Annotated in this window: 16 protein-coding genes; 14 read left to right on the top strand and 2 right to left on the bottom strand. The window is 32.9% G+C overall.

The features are described from left to right. The first annotated feature begins 67 nt into the window (after positions 1-67). Positions 68-1,270, top strand: a complete 1,203-nt coding sequence (locus R8749_RS05935) for an MFS transporter (RefSeq protein WP_317694920.1) — start codon at positions 68-70, stop codon at positions 1,268-1,270. 45 nt (positions 1,271-1,315) lie between these two features. On the opposite strand, the gene R8749_RS05930 is transcribed toward R8749_RS05935, so the two are convergent. Together R8749_RS05930 and R8749_RS05925 are read right to left on the bottom strand one after the other, a co-directional pair. Then, the gene (locus R8749_RS05930; protein WP_317698531.1) at positions 1,316-2,728 is read right to left on the bottom strand and encodes an MFS transporter; all 1,413 of its coding nucleotides are present in this window, start codon (positions 2,726-2,728) and stop codon (positions 1,316-1,318) included. Positions 2,729-3,024: 296 nt separating this feature from the next. Further along, on the bottom strand, positions 3,025-3,705 hold the full coding sequence (locus R8749_RS05925) for a DUF6198 family protein (RefSeq protein WP_317694918.1): 681 nt from the start codon (positions 3,703-3,705) through the stop codon (positions 3,025-3,027). Positions 3,706-3,821: 116 nt separating this feature from the next. On the opposite strand from R8749_RS05925, the gene R8749_RS05920 reads away from it, so the two are divergent. From R8749_RS05920 to R8749_RS05860, 13 genes are all read left to right on the top strand, one after another. Beyond that, a complete protein-coding gene (locus tag R8749_RS05920; RefSeq protein ID WP_317694916.1) occupies positions 3,822-4,943 on the top strand; it encodes a 5-methyltetrahydropteroyltriglutamate--homocysteine S-methyltransferase in 1,122 nt (373 codons plus the stop codon). A 62-nt stretch (positions 4,944-5,005) separates the two neighbouring features. After that, entirely contained in the window at positions 5,006-5,446 is a 441-nt protein-coding gene (locus R8749_RS05915) for a GNAT family N-acetyltransferase (protein ID WP_317694915.1), read from the top strand. Next, positions 5,439-6,368, top strand: coding sequence for a DUF7916 family protein (locus R8749_RS05910; protein ID WP_317694914.1), 930 nt, complete (start codon positions 5,439-5,441; stop codon positions 6,366-6,368). Before R8749_RS05915 ends, R8749_RS05910 begins: the two co-directional genes overlap by 8 nt. A gap of 804 nt (positions 6,369-7,172) precedes the next feature. Then, positions 7,173-7,604 (top strand): DUF3284 domain-containing protein, encoded by a 432-nt coding sequence (locus tag R8749_RS05905; RefSeq protein ID WP_317694912.1) that lies wholly within the window; start codon positions 7,173-7,175, stop codon positions 7,602-7,604. A 189-nt stretch (positions 7,605-7,793) separates the two neighbouring features. Continuing rightward, positions 7,794-8,225, top strand: coding sequence for a GNAT family N-acetyltransferase (locus R8749_RS05900; protein ID WP_317694910.1), 432 nt, complete (start codon positions 7,794-7,796; stop codon positions 8,223-8,225). Positions 8,226-8,740: 515 nt separating this feature from the next. Beyond that, positions 8,741-10,108 (top strand): PTS sugar transporter subunit IIC, encoded by a 1,368-nt coding sequence (locus R8749_RS05895; protein WP_317694908.1) that lies wholly within the window; start codon positions 8,741-8,743, stop codon positions 10,106-10,108. Between the two features lie 5 nt (positions 10,109-10,113). Next, entirely contained in the window at positions 10,114-10,308 is a 195-nt protein-coding gene (locus R8749_RS05890) for a hypothetical protein (protein WP_317694906.1), read from the top strand. A 378-nt stretch (positions 10,309-10,686) separates the two neighbouring features. Beyond that, entirely contained in the window at positions 10,687-11,214 is a 528-nt protein-coding gene (locus R8749_RS05885) for a TetR/AcrR family transcriptional regulator (protein WP_317694904.1), read from the top strand. 2 nt (positions 11,215-11,216) lie between these two features. Further along, positions 11,217-12,275 (top strand): FtsX-like permease family protein, encoded by a 1,059-nt coding sequence (locus tag R8749_RS05880; protein ID WP_317694902.1) that lies wholly within the window; start codon positions 11,217-11,219, stop codon positions 12,273-12,275. A gap of 10 nt (positions 12,276-12,285) precedes the next feature. After that, the gene (locus tag R8749_RS05875; RefSeq protein WP_317694900.1) at positions 12,286-12,960 is read left to right on the top strand and encodes an ABC transporter ATP-binding protein; all 675 of its coding nucleotides are present in this window, start codon (positions 12,286-12,288) and stop codon (positions 12,958-12,960) included. Positions 12,961-13,054: 94 nt separating this feature from the next. Then, a complete protein-coding gene (gene mgtA, locus R8749_RS05870) occupies positions 13,055-15,640 on the top strand; it encodes a magnesium-translocating P-type ATPase (protein WP_317694898.1) in 2,586 nt (861 codons plus the stop codon). Between the two features lie 2 nt (positions 15,641-15,642). Further along, positions 15,643-16,401 carry an aminoglycoside adenylyltransferase domain-containing protein gene (locus R8749_RS05865; protein WP_317694897.1) on the top strand — a complete coding sequence of 253 codons (759 nt, stop codon included), beginning with the start codon at positions 15,643-15,645 and terminating at the stop codon, positions 16,399-16,401. Between the two features lie 72 nt (positions 16,402-16,473). After that, complete coding sequence (locus R8749_RS05860) at positions 16,474-18,336, top strand: LTA synthase family protein (RefSeq protein WP_317694896.1); 1,863 nt, start codon at positions 16,474-16,476, stop codon at positions 18,334-18,336. The last annotated feature ends 48 nt before the right edge of the window (positions 18,337-18,384 follow it).

The following is an 18,384-nucleotide window of genomic DNA, read 5'->3' as shown; positions in this document are numbered from 1 at the left end:
GCTTGACAGTCTAGGCTTAGGGCTTTATTTTGAAAATTACAAAAATTATTAATGGGGGGGTAATAGATTGAAGACAAATTTTAAAATCCAAAGCGTTATTTTAGTTCTTTTATCTTTTGTTTTGGGGTGGAGTGAATTTATTGTAGTTGGTGTACTTGTAGATATTGCTGATGAATTAAAGATATCTATCTCAGCAGTTGGATTACTAATTACGATTTTTTCTGTTTTTTATGCGTTGGGAACTCCGGTCATTACATCATTTATTAATCGCAATAATCTTTATCGCTATCTTATCGGATTAATGATTGCTTTAGTTTTTGGAAATGTTTTAGCAGCAACGGCTGTTAATTATTGGGTTTTGCTCATTTCTCGTATTATTACAGCGATTGTTAGCGGGACCTTAATTTCAGTTAATTTAACAATCGCAAATGTTATTGCTCCTTTTAATAAAAAAGGAAAGCTGATTGCTTGGATTTTTTCAGGTTTTAGTATTGCTTCTATTCTTGGAGTTCCACTCAGTACCTTAATTAGTTCATCTTTTGATTGGCACATTTCTTTTTGGTTTATCACGGTAGTGACAATAGTTACCTTGATTTTGCTTTATAACTTTTTGCCGCATGATTACTCTGACAACAATTCAAGCGATAAACATGGAAGTAAAAAGAGTTTTCTAAAAGATGAAATTACTTTATTAAAGGATCCAAGAATTTTGATTGGTAGTTTGATTCCGTTGTTTAATTGGGCCGGAATTTATGTTTTTTATACTTATTTAAGACCAATTCTTTCTAATTGGATGCACTTCTCAACAGGTTTAGTCACGATAATTTTTCTATTTGACGGTTTGATGTCAATTGCTAGTAATCAATTAGGAGGTCCTCTGGCCGAACGTGATTGGATGAAAATACTTCCTTTTTATTACGTTCTTGAAATTATAATTATGGGGTTGTTCCCAGTTACACTAAATAATCATTTAAGTGGGTTAATCTCTATTTTTGCGATGTCACTTATTGCATCGTTGATTAATTCTCCAATTCAGATTTATTTATTGAATGTTGCTGAAACAAGTTATCCAGAGGCAATCGTTTTTGCTTCCTCATTAAATTCAATTTTTGGCAGTCTAGGAGTAGCAGTCGGCTCTGCAGTTGGTGGTGTTGTAGTTAATAGTTTTTCATTGCCATATACCGGAGTTGCCGGCGCTGTTTTCTTTCTTATTACTTTGATACTTACAGTTTGGCTTAAAAAAATTAATGCTAAGGAAAATGTTAACTAAATGCAAAAAAAGAGCGGTAACTTTTAAAAAGTTACTGCTCTTTTGCTACTTATCAATAATTTTCTTTAAAGGATCAAAAGCGTTTAAAATCCAACAAATAATCAAAATGATAGTTGCAGAAAGATAAATTCCGTGTAATCCATTTAAAATTACTTGAGCCATTTGCGGATCTGGTTTTACGGTCGATTTAGTAGAACTAATAATTTCGTTTATTTTACTAAAAGGAATTGTCCCTCTTGTGGCATTAATTATAATGTTTAAAACTGTTCCGTAGATTCCGCTCATAACAGTTTGTCCAAGCGAACGGCCTAAAGTAACAATGGACGAGGCTGATCCTACCATTTCTGGTGGTGCCATGTGTTGTGCAAGAATTAAATTCATATTTATAACAATTCCAATGCATGTCCCATTAATCATCGCAATTACGTAAAAGAGCCAAATTGGGAATTGAAGACTTGCAAAACTTAATACAATATAGGAAATTAATAAAATTGACACCGAGATCAAGCTCACTTTTTTTGGAATAAAATGACTCATAATTGTGCCAACAAAGAAAGAAGCAATTAACCACATTACTGAGCTTGAGGTTACTACTAATCCGGCATTGGTGGCATTAACTCGATATAAAGATTGAAGCCAAATCGGAAAATAGACTTCGTACCCCATTAAAACGCCGCTAAGAATAGTTGTTGTTGCAATTTGAATTGTAAAAGTGCGGTTAGCAAACATTTTAGGAGCGATAATTGGATCTTCTACCCTTTTTTCTGTTCGAATAAACAATAATAACCCGATTAGCGCGATGACAAACAAAATTAGACTGTAAATTAATGACTTTGCAAGTAATTCAACACCCATTAGTAGAGATATAAGCGTAACTGACAACCAAGCAATTCCAACAATATCAATTTTTAACTTTTGCGGAGTAAAATTATCCTTTTTATATGCAACTTGAATTAAAATAAATACTAAAATTCCTAATGGAACATTTACGAAAAAGACCCAATGCCATGAAAGAGTATCGACTAAAAATCCTCCAATCATTGGACCAATTAAAGCGGATAAAGCCCATGCAGTGTTATTTAAAGCCAAAACTTTGGCCCTTTCCTTAAAATCATAATAGTCCGCAATAATCGTGAATGTCAGTGGCATTACAGCGCCAGCACCGATGCCTTGTAGAGCTCTTGCAGCAATTAATAATTCAATTTTTGGCGCAAGACCACTTAATAAGGATCCGAGCGTGAAAATAACAACACCCCATTGAAAAATTTTGCGTCGTCCCCAAGAATCTGCAAGTTTCCCGTAGATTGGAGTAGTAATCGCCATTGTTAACAAGTATGCACTCATAATCCAACTTTGCGCAGCTAATCCATGCAGAGCACTAATGATAGATGGTAAAGCAGTAGTTACAATTGTAACCTCAACACTGGTCATAAAAGTTGCAATAAAGACGGCAGTCATTACTAAGCCGCGACCAGCTATTTTATTATTTGACAAAAAAATCCCTCCTAAAAATTAAAGTATAAAAATGCTTCCTCCCTATTACTGATGATTTTTATCATCTCGTCCGTTATAGGAGGCCACCAACCCCATAAGCACTTTTAAAAAATGACTATAACATCTATAAAAATTATAGAATGTAACTTTGTTATTTAAGCTTTAAATGTTAGGCGATAATTATAATTTTCGCGAAATTTAAATCGTGAGGGTTTTCTATATTTACCCATTTAAAAAGTCCATAACTATTACATTTTACATCAAAATCGTTTACTTACTATTTGAATTTTAGAAAGTTTGCGGTGTTTCAATTGAGGGAAGACGACACGATCGGAGATACCGATTATTGACCCCTGAAAAAGTAAAGAAAAGATAGTACCTATGTTAATTGCATAAATTTTTTTGGTAATCACAAAACAAATCAAAGAGATAATAATTGGAGGAATAAAAGATACCCACATTGCAATAGAAGCCCGACCTTTAAAAAATTTAAAACGAATAATTTGCATTAAGTCATCATTGGGATGAAGTAAAATATTAACTCGTTGAAGGATAGAAATAGCCGCAGCAATCATGATTATTCCAATAAAATCTAAAAAAATTCGGATAAATAGATTTAGATGATTGATGTGGAATAAATTAAAAAATTTTGTTGTATATCCAACTAAAAGACTAAAAGGAATCATAAAAAGAAAGTTATTAAAAATCCTTCGGGGTTCAATCTTTTTCAAAAATATTACATTAATGATGATTACAATAATTCCATAAATAATTAAGATTGATTGAAGATCAATGTGGGTTAAATGACTTAAGTTAACAGCTGAGGCAGTCCAAAATGCACTGCCAAGGTTTAAACTGACTGTTAATGCGTTTCCCAATGCATCGATAATGATTGCTATTATTAAATAAATTACAATTTGAACAGATTTATTTTTATTCATATTACTTCAAATTTCTTTTTTAATGATCATATACTTTTTTTCTTGAAAAATCACTGTTAATATTGACAGATAAGTTAGATAATAACTATATTGAGCCAAGAAACAGGGAGGTTTTTATGAATAAAAATAAATTTCCATATCGATATGATATGGTAGGAAGTCTTTTGAGACCGAAGAAATTACTGCAAGCCAAAGATGATTTTAAGGAAAATAAGATTAGTAAAATTGAACTAACTGAGATTGAGAATGAGCAAATTAACGAGATTGTTGCTCAACAAGTGAAACTGGGTTTTAAAGATGTTACTGATGGAGAATTTCGCAGAAGTTGGTGGCATTTAGATTTTTACGAAGGGCTTAAGGGAACTGAATATTATACACCGGAAAAAGGATGGAATTTTGCGGGTGTCGAAACAAGAGCTGGCGGAATTAAAATTATTGACAAAGTTAGTTATAATCCAAAACATCCTTTCTTTGAAGATTTTAAATACCTTAATCAAATTGTACCAGTTGGCATAACAGCAAAACAAACAATCCCTTCTCCATCGGTGTTTTTCCCAAGTCAAGGAGCTCATATTATAAATGAAGCTTACGATCAGGTCAGTGATTTTTATGATGATTTAATTCCTACATATCAAAAAACGATTCAACATTTTTATGATTTAGGATGCCGTTATCTGCAAATTGATGATACAAGCTGGGGGATGTGGGCGAGTTTTGCTCATGATGCAAAAACTAATAAACTTCAGCCAGAACTAGCCCAACAAGCTGAACAAGCCGTTAGAATAATTAATGAGATTGTTGATCATAAGCCAGATGATCTGACGATTACGATGCATGTTTGTCGAGGTAACTATCAATCAGTTTGGGCTGGAGCCGGAGCATATGATCCAGTTGCTGAATATTTAGCACAGCTTAATATTGATGGATACTTTTTAGAATATGACGATGAGCGTTCAGGTGGCTTTGAGCCGCTGGAAGTTATCGCTAGAAATGGTCGAAATCAAAGAATTGTCTTAGGCTTAGTGACTTCAAAAAGTCCTAATCTGGAAAGCGTAGATGATTTAACTGCGCGAATTAATAATGCAAAAAAATTTGTTCCGTTAGAAAATCTTTGCTTATCGACCCAATGCGGTTTTGCTTCCACAGAAGAAGGAAATAAGTTAACGGAACAAGATCAATGGAATAAATTAGCTTTAGTTGTAAAAACTGCAAAAAAGGTTTGGCAAGATGCAGAATAGGTTGAAGAATCAATTTTTCTTCAACTTTTTTTGTAATTAAATCAAAGAAATAGAGGATTAATATGAATTTTAAAATTGTGGTTGCAAGCGCGCCGGAATGCGACCAAATTGATGATAACTTAGAAAAATATAATGAATTAGCACTGCCGATTCTGCAAGAAAACAAGTTTGAAAGTTTTTCCTACGCAGCTAAAGATTCTAACGGTAAATTAATTGGAGGTTGTGTGGCATATTCATCTTATTACTATATTGGATATGTTGATACCTTATGGGTTGATGAAGAATATCGTAATCAAGGAGTTGGCTCTAAATTAATGGATCAAGTTGAGAAGTCCTTAAAAGACTATGGCTGTTCATTATGCCATTTAGACACATTTAGCTTTCAAGCTCCCGGTTTTTATGAAAAGAGGGGTTATAAAATTTTTGGTACTTTAGAACATAAAAAAGCAGGAATTAGTGAGTATTTTTTGGTGAAAGATTTAAGTGGAGAGACAAATGGTTAAAAGGTTAATAAGTGCTAATGCAAGTGAAGTTTTAGCAATGAATGGGTCAGCTTTAAAACAAAGCATTAAAGCATCAGAGGGAAGAACAATTCTTTCGGAGAATGTCGTTACTCACGAGACCATGGATGGAGTAACACTTAGTGAGGAAGCTGCTGCTTTCGGTGCGGATTTAATTTTATTAAATACGTTAGATGTATTAAATCAAGTTATTTTAGGTCTATATAATGGGGAAGAATCTTTTGCGACGGCTAAACCGCATCGTGATGGAGAAATTATTCATCATTTGCAAAAATTAGTAGGCAGACCAATTGGAGTTAACATAGAACCAGTAGATTCAAATGCGAAAATGATTGAAGAACGGCTTGAAATTCCTGTAGGCCGGATGGCTTCTACTGAGACAATCCAAGAAGCAGAACAATTAGGATTTAACTTTATTTGTCTCACAGGAAATCCTGGAACGGGGGTAACTAATAAAGCTATTGAATCTAGCATTAGAACTGCTAAAGAGAATTTTTCTGGTTTAGTAATTGCTGGAAAAATGCACGGTGCGGGGGTTAATGAACCAGTTGTTTCTTTGGAAACAACTAAACAATTTTTGTCGGCAGGGGCTGATGTAATTTTAGTTCCGGCGGTTGGAACGGTTCCAGGACTAGATGACGCGGAATTAAAGCAAATTGTTGAATTAGTTCATAGTAACGATGCGCTGGTGATGAGTACGATTGGAACCAGTCAAGAAAGTTCAGGTGCCAGCTATATTGAGTCGGTGGCGATCAGAAATAAAATAATTGGGGTTGATATTCAGCATATTGGAGATGCTGCATGGGCAATTCAATCACCAATTGAAAATATTTATGCTTTAAGCAAAGCAATTAGAGGTGAACGCCATACAATTCAAAGAATGGCGCGCTCTATTAATCGTTAATAAATAAAGCTAAAAGTAATATTAAAATTAATGAGTATTTATCAGTAATTAAATTGACAATTGAAAGGTCAAAAAAATCGATCATAACAAGAAGGGAATCCGAATCTTGAAACATTGATGGTCAAACTAGATTTAGGACAATTACTTAATATATTTAAAATAGTAGTCTAATTAAACTGTTTGTATTAAAAATAATTGAACGTTTAAAAGTGGAACCGATAAATATAGTTGATGTTTGCCAAATAAATACAAAATGAAAATTCCTACTTTAAATAATATAGAGTGGAGTTATTTCCAAATTCAGAAAAACAAACAAAATCAGTTCAAATCTTGCTATTGATCCAATATATATTTTCTTTAATCAGATTTTCTCCGCACGCTGTTAAAGAAAGTATCAATTATCTTTTAAACGGGAATACTTATTAAATTTTGATTTTCTAACTGTTTAAGAATTTATTTGACTGTAGGATGACTAATTGTAAATTTGTTTCCCGATTCTTTTTGAAAAATTTTTGACAATTTATTTCGTATAAGTAAATTAATAAAGCTATTTAAGGACGTTGCTATTGGAATTTTTTTAAAATACTAGTATTAATTTATTTTTCAACCGTATTATTTGCTTTTTGAACTCATTCATATTTTTAATTATGGAGCATTCTATATTTACGTGAAAAGTCTAACGACAAATTATAATGTTTTATATAAATAAATACAAAAAATAAAAATAGTGAAAAATTATCATTTAATTCGTGGTATTATTATAAACTTGAAGACAAAACAATAACGAAAGGGTTGAGATAAATCTTGAAACAAATTCTGCAAATCGCAGTTCCAGCAAAATATTTTTTTCACAGAATTGTTGAATTAACTTTATATGAAATTCAGCAGCAGACGGGACAAAGACTTAATGCCAGTCAATTAAAAGATTTTTCCTTTAAAAGAAAAAATGCTAACGGAACCGTTAGCAGAATTACTATTAAGACCTATGAGCCAAATAAACGATATGCTTATCGAATTCAAACGGGGCATAGTGAACATGAAGTTATATATAAAGTAAAACCTTTAAGTGGACAACGGATTCGTTTAATTTATGAGGAAAAATTATTAGGAAAGCGGAATCGTTTTGCTAAACCAATTTCAAAATTTTTAACTAAATTGATTAGAAAACGTAAGTTTAGAAAATTAAAGCGCCAAATGGAAGCAAATTACATTCAGCAAGAAAGTCATAAAAGATAATTACAAACAATAAGAAAGCCACTTGATCTTGGGGGAATCAAGTGGCTGATTTGAGTTTTTAATAAGGAGAGAAAATCTGAACAAGGAATGTATTTCTAAACAGAAATATCATTTACTGTTCAAATATATTATCTGTAATTATTTGTCTAGATCCATCAGTCTTAAGTCCTATTTTTGAGGTGACTTTTTATGATTATTAGAAACGCAAAAGTTAACGATTCTGAGGCAATTAAAGATTTGTGTGAAAATGAATTAGAATATCAAACTGATCTGTCCCTAGTAAAATCTCAGTTAAGTTTTATCACTTCTCATTCTGATCAGCAAATTATTATTGTTGCAGAGGATAACAACCTAGTAGTAGGTTTTGTTCATGCACAATTGTATATCACGTTGTACAGCGCTCCATCCCTAAATATATTAGGATTGGCGGTTAGTAAAAAATACCAAAAACAAGGCATTGGTAAGACTTTAATGGCTAAAATTGAATCTCTAGCTCTTAAGAACGATATACATCAGATTCGACTTAATTCCGGTGTTGAAAGAATTTCTGCCCATCGTTTTTATGAATCAGTTGGGTATATCCACAATAAAGACCAAGCTCGTTATGGAAAAATTATTTAATATAACTATTTAAAATTAGAGTTGATGAAATCAAAATCGGTCTGGATTTTGGCTTTCATCAGCTTTTTTAATAAAATCATTTGAAAACCTGTTAAATTTAATTCGGTAAAAATCTTTCACGTCTTGTTATTTAGTTTTTTCAATTAAAGTTCCTAGATACGATACTTTCTAGTTAAGTTTTCGGTAATTATCTAAGAACAATTCGAAAATTAAAGAGATATTACACTTAAGAAAACGGTTGATTTTGAATCAAAAAAAGATATAATTGGTATAGACCTTTTAATTAATAAGGTAATACTATTAAGACAAGAAGAGTATTGTGATCTTTAAAAATTGTAATTAGCTCTTGAATTTGTTAAGGATTACAATCAGTTGTTTTACAAATTTAGAAATTATTGTATGAATAATTTCGATGGGTTAGGAAAAAGTTTGTAAAATTTGTAAATTATTTTGGTAAAAAAATATTTTTTAATTAAGATCTGACTTATGATCTGAATATTTTGAGGAGAAGAAAAATGAATTCTTTTATTAATTGGCTTAATAAGCATTTAGTGCCTATAGCTGCCAAAATTGGTCAGGTGAGATGGTTAGTTGCCTTAAGAGATGCTTTTATTGCAATGATGCCAGCCACAATGGTTGGTTCGGTTGCTTCTGTATTCAATGCATTGATACGTGATATTCCAACAAGATTTGGCTGGACTGGTTTTGTTAAAGCAATGGAACCGATTATTGGTATTAATGCCCAGGTATGGACTGGTTCAATGGCAATTTTAGGCCTCATTTTTGCTTTTACTTTTGGTTACCATTTATCAGTTCAATATAAGGTTGAACCGATTACAGGGGGAATCGTAACCTTAGGAACTTTTATTATGGCTTTACCACAAAGTCATGTGATTACTTTGAAATCAGCATTAAGTGCGGCAGATTCTAAAAAGATTGTTGCCGCTGGAGCAGCTGTCGATGGAAAAAATATTACTGCTTGGGGATTTTTCAATTTTAATTCCTATTTTGGATCTAATGGATTTTTCACTATTATGATCTTAGGTGGTTTAGCTGCAGCAGTTTATATCTGGTTCATGCATAAAAATATTACTATTAAGATGCCTGAATCAGTTCCACCAGCTATTGCTAATGCATTTACGGGAATTATTCCAGCAATTGGTTCTCTGTATGTTTCTGGAATTGTTAGCTTTATCGTTAATACAATGAGCAAATCAACTGTGATTGAATTAATCATTAACACTATTCAAGCACCACTTTTGAAAATGTCTCAAGGTTATGGAGCCGTCTTGTTAATGACTGTTTTGGTTCAAGTTTTCTGGTTCTTTGGAATCCACGGGACAAACGTTTTAGGACCAATTTTGGATTCGATTTGGTTAACAGCGCAATTATCAAATATTGCTGCGGCTAAGGCTGGTCAGAAATTGCCATACTTCTGGACTCGTAATGCTTTTGACCTTTATGCTTGGATTGGTGGCGCTGGATCTACACTTTTGCTTTTAATAGCAATTTTGATGTTCAGTACTCGTGATGATCAAAGGGCGGTAGCGAAAATGTCCATTGGTCCTGGGGTCTTTAACATTAATGAACCTGCAATGTTTGGGTTGCCGATTGTTTTAGATCCGCTTTACTTTATTCCGTTTGTCATTGCACCAGTTGTGATGGTTACAATTGCTTACTTTGCTTTAAGCGTGGGTCTTGTTTCACCAATTAAGTATCAATATGTTTGGTCAATGCCAATCTTTATCAACTCAATATTTGCTACTTTTGATTGGCGCGCACCAGTTCTGCAGTTGATAAATGCGATAATTGGCTTTGGTATCTATATTCCATTTGTTAAGGCAGCTAATAAGGTTAATCCTGAAGAATTAAATCAGGGTTAAAAACGATGGATTCACAGTTAAAAAAAGATTTATTGGCAATTGCTGGGGGCTTTTTCATCACTATGATTAGCCCAACATTTAATTCAAAATCTCCAATTTTCTATTATACTTTTATGATCGCCGGCATTATTATCGTTGTTAGTGGGGTCATTAGCTATTTAAGAGACAGTAAAAAGAACGGAAAAGATCAAAAAAAGTAGTGAAGTAGTTTTTGAGAATTAAAGTTACAGTTAATTACTTTTTTCATAGTGTTATTTAATCGTTATTATATAGTATTTAAGAGCAAACTAAACTAACCCAAAACAATTAAAAGGTTTTATTTTTAAAAGAAAAACGTTAACGCTGAAATCAATACTAATGATGATTAACATTTATTAGTCTGATAAAAAGTATGTTTACTATTTGATTAGATATACACCTAATAAAGATCAAACTCTTTATAAAAAAATATTTAATAAGTTCGTTCAGAAATGAATGGACTTTTTTTATTATTTCAGAATGACTTATCTTGACAGTAATTAATTAATAGATTAGAATGATTTTAAAATGACACAGTGTCATAATTGAAAAGAGATAAAATGCCTTCAAAAACTTTTAAAAATCTCAAAGAAGAGAAAAGAGTAAATATTACTAATGCACTATTAGAAGAGTTTTCTAACTATTCGCTGGCTAATGCTCAAGTGGCCCGGATTATTGTTTTGGCTCATATTTCAAGGGGCGCTTTTTATAGTTATTTTGACGATCTCAAAGATTCTTATCGCTATTTATTTTCAATTGTAATGCAGAAAGTTCATACGGGTGTTGAAATTAGACATTTCGAAAATTTAAAAGGAGATGATTATTTTAAATTTGTAAAGAACTTTATTGAAACGAAAGAAGATGATAAATATTTTTTGTTTATTAAAAGGTACTTTTTGGAAAACGAAAGATTAATAGATGTAGGAATCGATTTTAGTTCTGAGAGAAGACTAGTTAAAGGATCGATGTTTAATTGGGCAGCAACAACTCTCAGTCACGAAACAATCCGGCAGTACTTTTTAATGCCAGATTTAAAAAGCACGATTTTAGAACATTTTAAAAAATCAATAATTAAGTTAGAGGGATAATAATGTTTCTAGCAATTAAAGAAATTAAGCACGAAAAATTACGTTATGGTTTAATCATTGGCATGGTGATGCTGATAAGTTATCTAGTTTATTTTTTAAGTGGATTAGCCACGGGACTTGCAGCGCAAAATACGCAAGCAATTGAATCATGGGATACACAAACTATTGTATTGAATAAAGATGCTAATGTGAGCTTAACTCAATCATTAATTACAACTTCGCAAAGTAAGGATCTTAATTTATCAAATCATGAAAGCTACGTTGGACAAACACCGGTAATTGCAAAACAATCAGGGCATAAAAGTGTTTCGACCCAATTTATCGGTGTTGAAAAGGATAGTGATATTTATGACAAAGTGAAGATTGAATCGGGACGCAAGGTTGAAAATGATAACGAGCTTGTTGCTGATGATACTTTAAAAAATAATGGTTATAAGTTAAACGATGAAATTAAGCTAAGTTCAAGTACTAAAAAATATCAGATTGTCGGGTTTACTAAAAATGCTAAATTAGATATTGCGCCAGTTTTATACGGGACATTGTCAACTTGGAGAACTTTAAAGAGCCTGCCTCAAACTTTTAAAGCAAGCGGAATCGTTTCAACATCGAAAGATTTTAACGTTAAAGAATCAGGTCTAAAGGCTTATCCGGTCAGTAAATTTATTGTTAAATTACCAGGATATTCAGCTCAAAATTTAACTTTTACATTTATGATTGCCTTTTTAATGATAATTTCAATGGTTGTAATTGCTATTTTTCTCTATATTCTAACAATTCAAAAATTACCCAATTATGGTGTCTTAAGAGCTCAGGGAATTCCAGCTCATACTTTAATCATTAATACAATCAGTCAAGCAGTTTTAATTGTTGCAATTGGAATTATTGCCGGTGCGATTATCACTCTAATTACAGTGAAGTTTCTGCCGAGCGCAGTACCTGTTGCAATGGATTATTCATCTTTAGCTGGTGTAACTGCAGGGATGCTTTTGACAGGGGTTATCGGGTCATTAATACCTGTTCATTTGATTCGAAAAGTAGATCCAATTCAGTTAATAGATTAAGGAGAGAAAAATGTCGGTAATTACGTTGAAGAATATTAATAAAACATTCGGGACTGGAACTAGTAAAGTTGAGGCTTTGAAAAGTGTTGATTTTTCAGCAGAAAAAGGAGAGGTCAGTTTAGTTCTAGGTCCTTCTGGTTCTGGGAAAAGCACATTTCTAACAATTGCAGGGGGCTTACAGTCGCCAACGTCTGGAACTGTTGAAATTGATGGTCATTCGATGGATAAACTTTCCAGTCGTAAGAAAGAAGAGGTTAGGTTAAATAAAATTGGTTTCGTTCTTCAATCATACAATTTAGTTCCTTATCTTACAGTGAAAGAACAATTTGAGTTTGTTGATAAAGTTAAAAAAAGCGGTAATCTAACTGAAAAAGAATTGGAAGAGTTGTTAGATGAATTGGGGATTTCAGATTTTGTTAATAAATATCCCTCAGAATTGTCCGGTGGACAAGCTCAAAGAGTCTCGATAGCCCGTGCGCTTTATCCAGATCCAGCGATTGTTTTTGCAGATGAACCGACCGCAGCTCTCGATTCACCAAATGTAAAAATTGTCGGGGAAATGTTTCATTCAGAGGCGAAAAAAAGAGATAAAACAATTGTGATCGTTACTCATGATTTAAGATTACAAGATTATTCTGATCATATTTATGAAATCATGGACGGAAAAATGAAATTGAAAAATTAAAGTTTTAAAGAGATGCTTTAATGCGTCTCTATTTTTATAAAATAAGAGTATATTAGGTGATATAAGTTTATTAATTAATTTGAAGGTAATTAAGTTGAAAAATATAAAGGAAACTAAGGAACAGGAATTAAAAAAATTAGGTTTACTGGCAACTCAACAAGTTTTCGATAAATTAAAAACTAATGAAAATGGGATTTCTTCTCAGGAAGCTCAAAAAAGACTTGAAGAAGATGGGCCGAATAAGATTAATGCTGAAAAACCAACACCAGCATGGTTACTATTTATCAAAGGTCTAGAGGATCCTTTTGTGATCGTGCTGGCTTTTTTAATGATAGTTTCTTACATTACAGGTGATCCGAGCGCTGGTACTGTAATGGCGGTGATGATAATTGCGAGTGCCATTATTACTTTTGTTCAACAATATCGCTCGCAAAAAGCTAGCCTTTCTTTAAAGAAAATGATTGAAAACACAACGGCAATTACTAGAGATGGTAAAATTGTTGAGATTTCAATGAGCGATGTGGTACCAGGGGACATGGTAAGTCTAAAAACAGGTGATATGATTCCTGCCGATGCCTTTTTGATATGGACTAAGGACTTATTTGTTAATCAGTCGTCTTTGACTGGCGAGTCAATGCCCGTTGAAAAAATTGCACAAACTTCTACAGAAGATTCTAATGAATCGGCACTTGATCTTAAAAACTTAGTTTTTATGGGAACCGATGTTATTAGCGGTCAGGGCAAAGCAGTAATTTTAAAGACTGGGCAAAATACCTTCTTTGGTGACATTGGAAAGACTTCTACCAGTAAACGCGGGAAAACTGCTTTTGACATTGGAATTAGTCGGGTTAGTAAGTTACTAATTAGAATTATTGTCGTTTTATTTCCGACCGTTTTCCTGATTAATGGATTGACTAAAGGTAATTGGAGCGAAGCATTTTTCTTTGCAATCGCAGTTGCTGTTGGCTTAACTCCGGAAATGCTTCCAATGATTGTGACTACTAATTTAGCAAAAGGGGCAGTCACTCTTTCTAAAAATAAAGTAATTATTAAAGAGCTCCCCTCAATTCAAAATTTAGGAAGCATGGATGTGCTATGTACTGATAAAACTGGAACAATCACCGAAAATCGAGTTGTTTTGGTATCACATTTAAATCCAATGGGAAATCCAGATGACCATGTCTTAGAAATTGCTTATCTTAATGCTAACTATCAGACTGGTTGGAAAGATTTGATGGACCAAGCAATCGTGAACTTTTATCAGGAAAAAGGATTTACCGAAAAAAGCACAATTAAAAAGATTGACGAAATTCCTTTTGATTTTTCAAGACGACGCCTTTCAGTTATCGTGGAACAAGATAATCATCAAATTATGGTTACCAAAGGAGCTGACGAAGAAATGGCAGCTATTTGTGATTCGGCTTTGATTGATGGTAAAGAAGTTCCGCTTACTGATGATTTGAGACAAAAAATGACTGATGTATCAACTCAAATGAATAAAGAGGGCATGAGAGTTTTAACCGTAGCTTATAAAAAAGATGCGCATACGACGCCGTCGTATTCGGTTAAAGATGAGAGCAATATGGTATTAGTAGGTTTTATGGGATTTCTCGATCCACCTAAGGATACTGCAAAACCTGCAATTAAATCTCTCCATCAACACGGTGTCACAGTTAAGGTTCTAACAGGTGATAATGCAATTGTCGCTCAGAAAGTATGTACAGAAGTAGGCATTCCTGCTAATGAATTTTTACTCGGCAGTCAAATTGATCAGCTGTCAGATGATGAACTTGGTCAAAAAATTGAACATATTAATCTTTTTGCAAAACTAAATCCAATGCAAAAATTAAGAATTATTCAATCGCTTCAAAAAGCAGGGCACACAGTTGGATATATGGGAGATGGGATTAACGATGCACCTTCGCTTCGAAAAGCAGATGTCGGAATTTCTGTTGATACTGCCGCTGATATTACGAAAGATGCAAGTTCAATTATCTTGCTGGAAAAGAGTCTTAATATTTTAGAAACTGGGGTAATTGAGGGACGTAAAGATTTCTGCAATATTATGAAATACATTAAACTCTCTGTTAGTTCAAACTTTGGAAATGTATTCTCAATGTTGATTGCGAGTGCTTTTTTACCGTTTCTTCCGATGATGTCGATTCAAATTTTAGTTCAAAATCTGCTTTATGATTTAGCTCAAACATCAGTTCCCTGGGATCATGTTGATTCAGAGGACTTAGAAAAACCAGTTCAATGGGGAATTAGCGGATTGCTGAAGTTTACGCTTTGTATTGGACCTGTCAGTAGTATTTTTGATATTATGACGTTTATTGTAATGTGGTTTTTCTTGGGGGCTAATACTGTAGGTCAGCAGCATATTTTTCAAACTGGGTGGTTTATGGTCGGACTGACCACGCAAACGATTGTCGTCTGGCTGATTAGAACGAAAAAAATCCCTTTTATTCAAAGCCGACCTTCAAAACCAGTAATTTTATCAGGAATCGCGACCCTTTTAATCGGTTTGGTTATAATTCTTAGTCCGCTGCGTTCAGCCTTCAATTTTGCAAAATTACCAGTAGCTTATTGGGGTTGGTTTGCAGCAATCATTATTGCTTATGCGATAACGATGGAAATTGCCAAAAAGATTTATATTCATATTAATCATACGTGGATCTAAGATTGGATCAAAAAACAGAAACGTTATTAACTAAAATTAGAGATAGCTCTCAAGAAATTTTAAAAGATAATTTGATTGGGGTCTATTTGCACGGGTCGTTGGTTTTAGGAAGTTATCGATCAGAAGTTTCTGATTTGGACTTTCTGATTGTTGTAAAATTTCCTTTAACTGAGCAGGAAAAACAACTTATCATGAAAGATTTAATTAAATCATGGTCAAAGTTCGCGCCCAAAAAAGGGATTGAATTTCATGTGATGCTAATGAAGGAAGCCAGACGTTATCATAAACCTCCACTTTTTGATTTTCATTTTTCTCCCACTCATTTAGCTGAATATCAGAAAAATCCTAAAGCTTACATTAGGGATATGAAAGGATCTGATGAAGATCTAATAGCACATTTGGCTGTTATTAAATCTTTTGGTCAAGTATTAGTTGGAAGTCCGATAAGCAAAGTATTTTCAAATGTTTCTGAAGAAGATTATTGGAATAGTATTGTTTGGGATATAAAAGATTCAAAAATTTCTATTAAAAATCAACCAATGTATACGATTCTAAATTTATGTCGTGCACTTGCCTTTAAAGAAAAAACTTTGTTACTGTCGAAGAAAGACGGCGGAATTTGGGCTCAACAAAATGTTCCAATTAAGTTTAAAGAAGTAATCCAGCTAGCACTTAACGAATATGAAGGTAATGAAGTGATGGAGTATTCAGAAGAAATGATGGATTTTGTAAATTATATGTTAAGGCGACTTGGAATTTAGAAAAATTATTAAAATAACCTTTTTACAGGTAGTATAATGGTTTACATCTATATTGATGGGAGCCGTTTTTTTTTGAAGAAAAGATTACTACAATTTTTACAAGTTTTAATAGTTAGTCTAATATCTTATTACATGATTTTTCTTTCTTCTTTTGTCAGTATGTCAGACTTTCGATCAGTACTACCATTCTTTAATTCTCTTATCGGTCTTAAAATCATAACCTTTATTTTTGTTGTTGGGGTTTATCTCTTATTACTTTCTATAACTAATTTAAACTGGCTCAGTACGGCGATTGCACTTTTGCTTAGTGTGATTTTTGCTTTTATTAATCACATCAAAATTGTTTTAAGAAATGAACCATTTTTGCCTGGAGATCTGAGAATGGCCAACTCGCTTCCTCAATTGATTCATATGATTACGATTAAAGACATTCTATTAATTGTATTTGGCGTGGTCGTTGTTGTCGGCTTATGTATATTAGTATTTCGTAAAAAACAGCTTCATTTTTTTCAGAGTAGGAAGTCTCGCTTAATTACATTTATTCTTTCTTTGATTGTAAGTGTTGGCTTTGTCTCGATTAGTTTCAGTAATAGTCCAGTTCACAAAATGAGTGTTGCCTTAAATAATGATCCTTTTTACTGGGATCCGGTATGGGGAGTTAAACGTAACGGTCCAATTCTCAATTTTGTTAACTACATTAATACCAAAACGATGGAAAAGCCGGATGGATATTCAAAGGAAACCATGCAGAGACTTGCTAAAAAATATGAGCAGAAATCATCAAAGATTAATAAGAAACGTAAATCGATTGGAAACACTGATATAGTCATGGTTTTAAGTGAAAGTTTCAGTGATCCAAACCATGTAAAAGGAATCAAATTAAATTCTGATCCGCTGCCTTTTACTCATAGCATAATGAAGAGTAATCCTAGCGGGACGATGATTAGTAATGGTTATGGCGGCGGGACTGCTAATATGGAATTTCAAGCTTTGACGAGTCTTGCTTTGGGGAATTATTCGATGACTTTAACAACGCCATATACTCAGCTAGTTCCAAAAATGCAGGCTCCTTATACTGTAAATAACTTATTTAAAGACAGTATTGCAATTCATCCTTACAGCAGTAATTTGTACAATCGGAAAATGGTGTTGAAGAAGTTTGGCTTTTCAAAATTTTATACGCAAGATGGACCTGATCATTTTCCGTATAAAACAACCGCTCAAAAAAATCCATATATCTCTGATGATGCTGTCTATAAAGATGTAGTCAACCAAGTAAAAGAAAATCGCGGCAATACTTTTTATCATGTTATAACAATGCAAAATCATGTACCGTATTCTGCTGAATACTATCCAAACAATAATTTTAAGGCTAAAGGTAAAATTTCTAAAAGTGAAAGGCAACAAATTGAAACTTTTGCTGAAGGTGTTAATTTAACTGATCAAGCAAATAAAAAACTCATTAATCAGCTCAAAAACGTTAAGAAGAATGTTATTGTAATATTTTATGGCGATCATCTGCCAGGCATTTATGAACATGCTGACTTTAATAAAGATGGAATTCTAATGCACGAGACTCCATATTTCATTTGGTCCAATCACTTAAAGTTAAATAAAGATGCAGCACCAAGTTTAGTTGGCCCTTATGCTTTTAGTAACGTAGCATATAATGCCGCAAATTTTAAAGTCAGTCCTTATTATGTCTTGATGAATGAAGTTACTAATGAATTACCGATTATTACGACAAATATGCTTACAAAAGAAAGTGCCAACGTTGTTAGGACACAAATTCAATTAGTTTCTCAAAAAGATCACAAATTGGTTAGTCAAAGCATTCTAACTAAAAAACAAAAGCAAATTTTATATGATTATCAATTAGTTCAATATGATTTATCAGCGGGGAAACACTATCTAACTTCTGAATTCACTAAATAATTACTTTACAGAAAGGTATAAAATCCGTTAAAATTTTGCTTATCTATC

It is taken from the genome of Xylocopilactobacillus apis, from assembly GCF_033095965.1.
Lineage (GTDB): Bacteria > Bacillota > Bacilli > Lactobacillales > Lactobacillaceae > Xylocopilactobacillus > Xylocopilactobacillus apis.
Note: the sequence above shows the minus strand (reverse complement) of the source record. Positions and strands in the feature narration are given on the sequence as shown.

Excerpts from the sequence above, each read along its gene's own strand:
- R8749_RS05930 (WP_317698531.1), bottom strand. The coding sequence starts at position 2,728 with ATGACTGCCGTCTTTATTGCAACTTTTATGACCAGTGTTGAGGTTACA.
- R8749_RS05885 (WP_317694904.1), top strand. The coding sequence starts at position 10,687 with ATGCCTTCAAAAACTTTTAAAAATCTCAAAGAAGAGAAAAGAGTAAAT.
- R8749_RS05925 (WP_317694918.1), bottom strand. The coding sequence starts at position 3,705 with ATGAATAAAAATAAATCTGTTCAAATTGTAATTTATTTAATAATAGCA.
- R8749_RS05915 (WP_317694915.1), top strand. The coding sequence starts at position 5,006 with ATGAATTTTAAAATTGTGGTTGCAAGCGCGCCGGAATGCGACCAAATT.
- R8749_RS05895 (WP_317694908.1), top strand. The coding sequence starts at position 8,741 with ATGAATTCTTTTATTAATTGGCTTAATAAGCATTTAGTGCCTATAGCT.
- R8749_RS05875 (WP_317694900.1), top strand. The coding sequence starts at position 12,286 with ATGTCGGTAATTACGTTGAAGAATATTAATAAAACATTCGGGACTGGA.
- R8749_RS05910 (WP_317694914.1), top strand. The coding sequence starts at position 5,439 with ATGGTTAAAAGGTTAATAAGTGCTAATGCAAGTGAAGTTTTAGCAATG.
- R8749_RS05920 (WP_317694916.1), top strand. The coding sequence starts at position 3,822 with ATGAATAAAAATAAATTTCCATATCGATATGATATGGTAGGAAGTCTT.
- R8749_RS05890 (WP_317694906.1), top strand. The coding sequence starts at position 10,114 with ATGGATTCACAGTTAAAAAAAGATTTATTGGCAATTGCTGGGGGCTTT.
- R8749_RS05880 (WP_317694902.1), top strand. The coding sequence starts at position 11,217 with ATGTTTCTAGCAATTAAAGAAATTAAGCACGAAAAATTACGTTATGGT.
- R8749_RS05900 (WP_317694910.1), top strand. The coding sequence starts at position 7,794 with ATGATTATTAGAAACGCAAAAGTTAACGATTCTGAGGCAATTAAAGAT.